At 61.2% G+C, this 3,930-nt stretch carries 2 protein-coding genes; one reads left to right on the top strand and one right to left on the bottom strand.

All coding sequences use genetic code 11. From position 1 onward, the window contains the following. Nucleotides 1-3,223, bottom strand: a 3,223-nt coding sequence (locus HMPREF2924_RS05080) for a TipJ family phage tail tip protein (protein WP_070700396.1), incomplete at its 3' end; no start/stop codon positions are given. Between the two features lie 145 nt (nt 3,224-3,368). On the opposite strand from HMPREF2924_RS05080, the gene HMPREF2924_RS35390 reads away from it, so the two are divergent. Then, complete coding sequence (locus HMPREF2924_RS35390) at nt 3,369-3,812, top strand: hypothetical protein (protein WP_123809178.1); 444 nt, start codon at nt 3,369-3,371, stop codon at nt 3,810-3,812. Nucleotides 3,813-3,930 lie beyond the last annotated feature (118 nt).

Raw genomic sequence — 3,930 nt, 5'->3', positions numbered from 1 at the left:
TGTCGAAGCCCAGTTGCCAGCCAGCGGCGTACGACTGCCCATTGGCATGGGCCTGGAGCTTTACGCTGTAGAGCGCCTGAACGTTCCCATCCAGAGAGGCCACTGCCTGGGACGTCGTCTGGATTGCCGCACTGTTGCTACCCACCTCCGCTGAAAGTTGGTCGATGCGCTGGGCAGTGGCTTGTCTGTCGCTCGCGGTCACCTGCTCGACCGTGGTAATGCGCCCCTCCGCAGTTGCAGTCCGCGCTTCAAGCAAGCTCGTCCGCTTCGCCTGCGCTTCGTCCTCGTTCGCCCGCACGGTGACTTCGGTGGCGGCTCGAGCAATGGTGTCCCAGCCCTTCAGCGCATCGGCCTTCTCTCCGGTCGCCGGCTCCCGGCGGGCGGCAGCCTGCAGAACATCCAGGCTCGAAGCCGCCGCTTCGACCTTACCGTCGAGCTCGGTGATATCCGCAGTGTTGGTGGCCACCTGCTGGGCCAGGCCGTTGGCCGTCTCGATCGACTGTCCGATGTCGGCCCAGTAGGTCGCATTCGGCGGAGAGGCGTTGAGCGGCACCGCCTGCTTCGCTTGATACAGCCGGTTGCCGACCCGCACGATATCGTTCTTCGCGTAGGTCTTCGTCGGGTCGTAGGCCAGCACATCGGTCAGATTGTCGATCTGGTCCTGCAGGCCACTGATATCGACCTGCATCTGATCGATGTCGGCGAAGAACTGCTCGCCCAGCGCGGACTCGACGTACTCCTTGGTGATCAGTTCGTTGTACTCGCTCGCATCCGTCGAGCTGATACCGTCGACCCAGGCCGACCAGGGGCCGACGTTGCCGGTCCGGTCGATCAGCCGCCCGCGGAAGGCCAGGCGAGCGCCGGCCGCCAGCGAGGTCAGCGTGTGGGTGTCGGTCGGGTATGCGAACAAGCCCAGGGCAGTTGCGTTCTGTTCGCTGCCGCCCGGGGTAACCGACTGTTGGATCTCGGTGTAGGCGGTGTCCGCCGCGCCACTGGCCGGGAATGCCCACTCCAGGCCGATCTTCCACGGTCCGCTGGTGGTACGCAGGAACGCCAGCGCCGGTGGCGCGCCGGTCTTACCGCTGAGCTGGGTCAGGATCGAGCTCTTCCAGACCGACGTGATGTCGAACGCCGACACCGCGCGCACCCGCGCCAGATAGCCTCCTGCGTAGATGCCGGTCACATCGACGCTGGTGGTGCCGGCACGCGGCAGGCGGATCCAGTTGCCGCTGTCCTTCTTCCACTCGACGTCGTATGCCACCGCCCCTTCTACAACAGGCCAGGCGATGGTCATCGTGCTGACCGCCAACCCCTGATCGAACTGGTAGTGCGAGGTCAGCGTGACGCTCGCCGGCGGCGCAACTGTGGTGATCGGGATAACGCTGATCGGCCGGCTCTCCAACTTGGCACCAGTGTCGATCGCCGAGAACTTCCCGGGCTCATACTGCAGAGCGGTGATCTCGAAGACACCCCGCTCCGGCTGGCTGACTTTCATCACACGGTAGAGCGGCACCGCCAGGTCGTCGGCATCGAGGGTCCAGACCAGTTCCGGTAGCGGGGTCTCGCTGTAGGCTGTCGTCACGGTCACCGCGCGCCCGGTTACCGACTGCACGGTTCGCGCCTCAGCCTTACCGCTGGGCAGGTTCAGGAGCAGCCGGTCGCCAGCCTTCGCCTGAGTATCGCGATCCAAGGTGATCACTCGGCCAGCAACCGCCGAGATCCTCCCGCCGATCTCCCGTCCAGCCAACAGCGCATCAGCCACCGGAATCACCCATCCCGGCAGCGGGATTGCTCCGTCCATCCCGGTACGGAACGTTATCGTGCGATCCTGGCTGTTGGTCAGGATCGCCCATTTTCCGCGCCGCTGGGCCTCACTCTCGCGGGTGCAGCCAATGGCTGCCACCTCGACCGGGTTGTCGCCGTAACGCCGCTGCAGGCGCTTATCGGTGGCCACAGCCACGTCGGTGTCGTAGTTGTTCGCCGGATTGTCGTAGCTGACCAAGGCACGGCTGTAGCGAGTGCGCTCACTGGCCGAGCCGTAGCTGAAGCGGTCGTCAATGACATTGGCCCGGGTGTAGGCGAAATCGACGTCGGTGGCGCGCGGGATATCCGCCTGGATCTTCAGTTGGCCCTGGGCCCAGTACGCCATACCACGGTAGATCGCGGTGAGGTCACGCAGCAGCTCCCAGGCCCCGGCGCGGCTTTGCAGGTTCAGGTTGCAGGTGTGTCGCGGCTCCTGGCCGCCCTTCCCGTCCGGCACCAACTGGTCGCAGTACTGGGAAATCCGGTACATCTCCCAACGGTCTACCATCCAGGCCTTGATGCGTTTACCCACACCGAAGCGATCGTTGGTCACGATGTCGTAGGTGTGCCAGACCGGGTTGTCGGTCCAGGCCTGTTTCATCGTGCCGTCCCAGATGCCGAGGTAGGCCCGGGTCTCCGGATCATAATTGCTCGGCACCTGGACCTTCCTCCCGCGGCAGTCGACTGTTACAGCCGGAATGTTGCTGAACTGCTCTGCGCTGAACTCGACGTACAGCAGCGCCGTGTTCGGGTAGCGCAGCTTCGCGTCGATCACCTCGGTGTAGCCGGCGATCAGCATGGTGTCGGCGATGCGGTTGTTGTTCTGGTTCGGCGTCAGGCGGCGGACGCGCACCTGCCAGCCATTGGTGGCCGCCGGCAGGTCGATCCGGCGGGAACGCTCGTAGCGGGTGGTGGTCTTGCCATCGACGGCCTCGCGCAGCACCTCCTGATAGGCGCCGCCGTCGGTGGCCAGATCTACGGCATATTCGATCCGGTACCCGCCGATGTTGCCGTTGGTGTCCTGCTGCTGGAGCGCTGGCCAGGCGAAGCGCAGACGCACTGCGGAAAGCTGGGTATTGCTCAGCGAGCGCACCCAGGGCGTATCGCTGCGCAACTCGACGTTGACGCTGGTTTCGTTCTCAACGGCAGGGATGCCAGGGATGTAGTCCTGGTCCACCGCCCCCGCGCGCCACTCCCACTTAACGTTGGGGAAGTTCAGGTTACCGCTCGGGTCCATCAGTGGGGTGTTGTCGAGGTAGATATCGCGCTCGCTCGGAACGCCGGCGAACTCGCCCTCGCCCACGGCGAGCAGGATCTTGGCCATCGCGACCGAGCGCAGGCTGTCGGGTGCCTCGACCGGCTGTTTCGGCTTGCTACTGCCGCCCTTGCGACCGGCCAGGTGCTGGTTTTCTGTGCCCATGCTTTCCTCCGGGCAAAAAAAGTCCGCTCTCGCGGACTGAAAGGCCAATTAAACTGTATGCATTAGCAGTAGCCAGCAGCCATCACAGGGATGTAATTTCGACACTGCACTATCAAGCAAATTTCTTAACAGCAAGGAAAGTAAAATGAAGTTTCACAGCGAAGAATACATCCAAAGGGATGCCGAGTTCGGACGTATTCTTGACTTGGCTTCGAAAGGAGCAAAACAAGTCTTAATTGTATCACCAGACAAAATTGACTCCCTAGACGACAGCCTAAAATACGCACTTGACGAAAAAACGGCTAAGGAATTGAAGAAAAACAGAAAAGCCACCACCACCAACAGCTCCGGAGAACTAATAGAACTCTATCTAGAGACTGGAAAAACAAAGTCCGACTTTAAGAAAGGAAATATATTGTTACCCTGGACATCAGAGCTCGACACACATCAACGCCTTAAAGACCCTCGCGGAATTGACACCTATTACATTCCACATAGTGGACCTGGCACAACAAAGGCCGCTGGCCTCAAGGTAAAAGACGAACTTTCAGCCTACATAGAAAGCAATCCAGACTCATCCGCCCTCTAAAGTTAAAGTTAATTTCTGATAGAAACTCAGGACTTATCTTCAGCGTAAATTGAAGCCGAGATAATCGCCCCGCCCCACCGGCGCTTTGTAGTGGTCTACTGATCCCGGACACCGATTT

The sequence above is a fragment of the Pseudomonas sp. HMSC063H08 genome, from assembly GCF_001813645.1.
Taxonomy (GTDB): domain Bacteria; phylum Pseudomonadota; class Gammaproteobacteria; order Pseudomonadales; family Pseudomonadaceae; genus Pseudomonas; species Pseudomonas aeruginosa.
The sequence above is the reverse complement of the archived record's forward strand: the minus strand, read 5'-3'. Positions and strand labels throughout refer to the sequence as shown.

Bases quoted from the DNA above. Each gene is read 5' to 3' on its own strand.
- HMPREF2924_RS35390 (WP_123809178.1), top strand. From the start codon at position 3,369: ATGAAGTTTCACAGCGAAGAATACATCCAAAGGGATGCCGAGTTCGGA.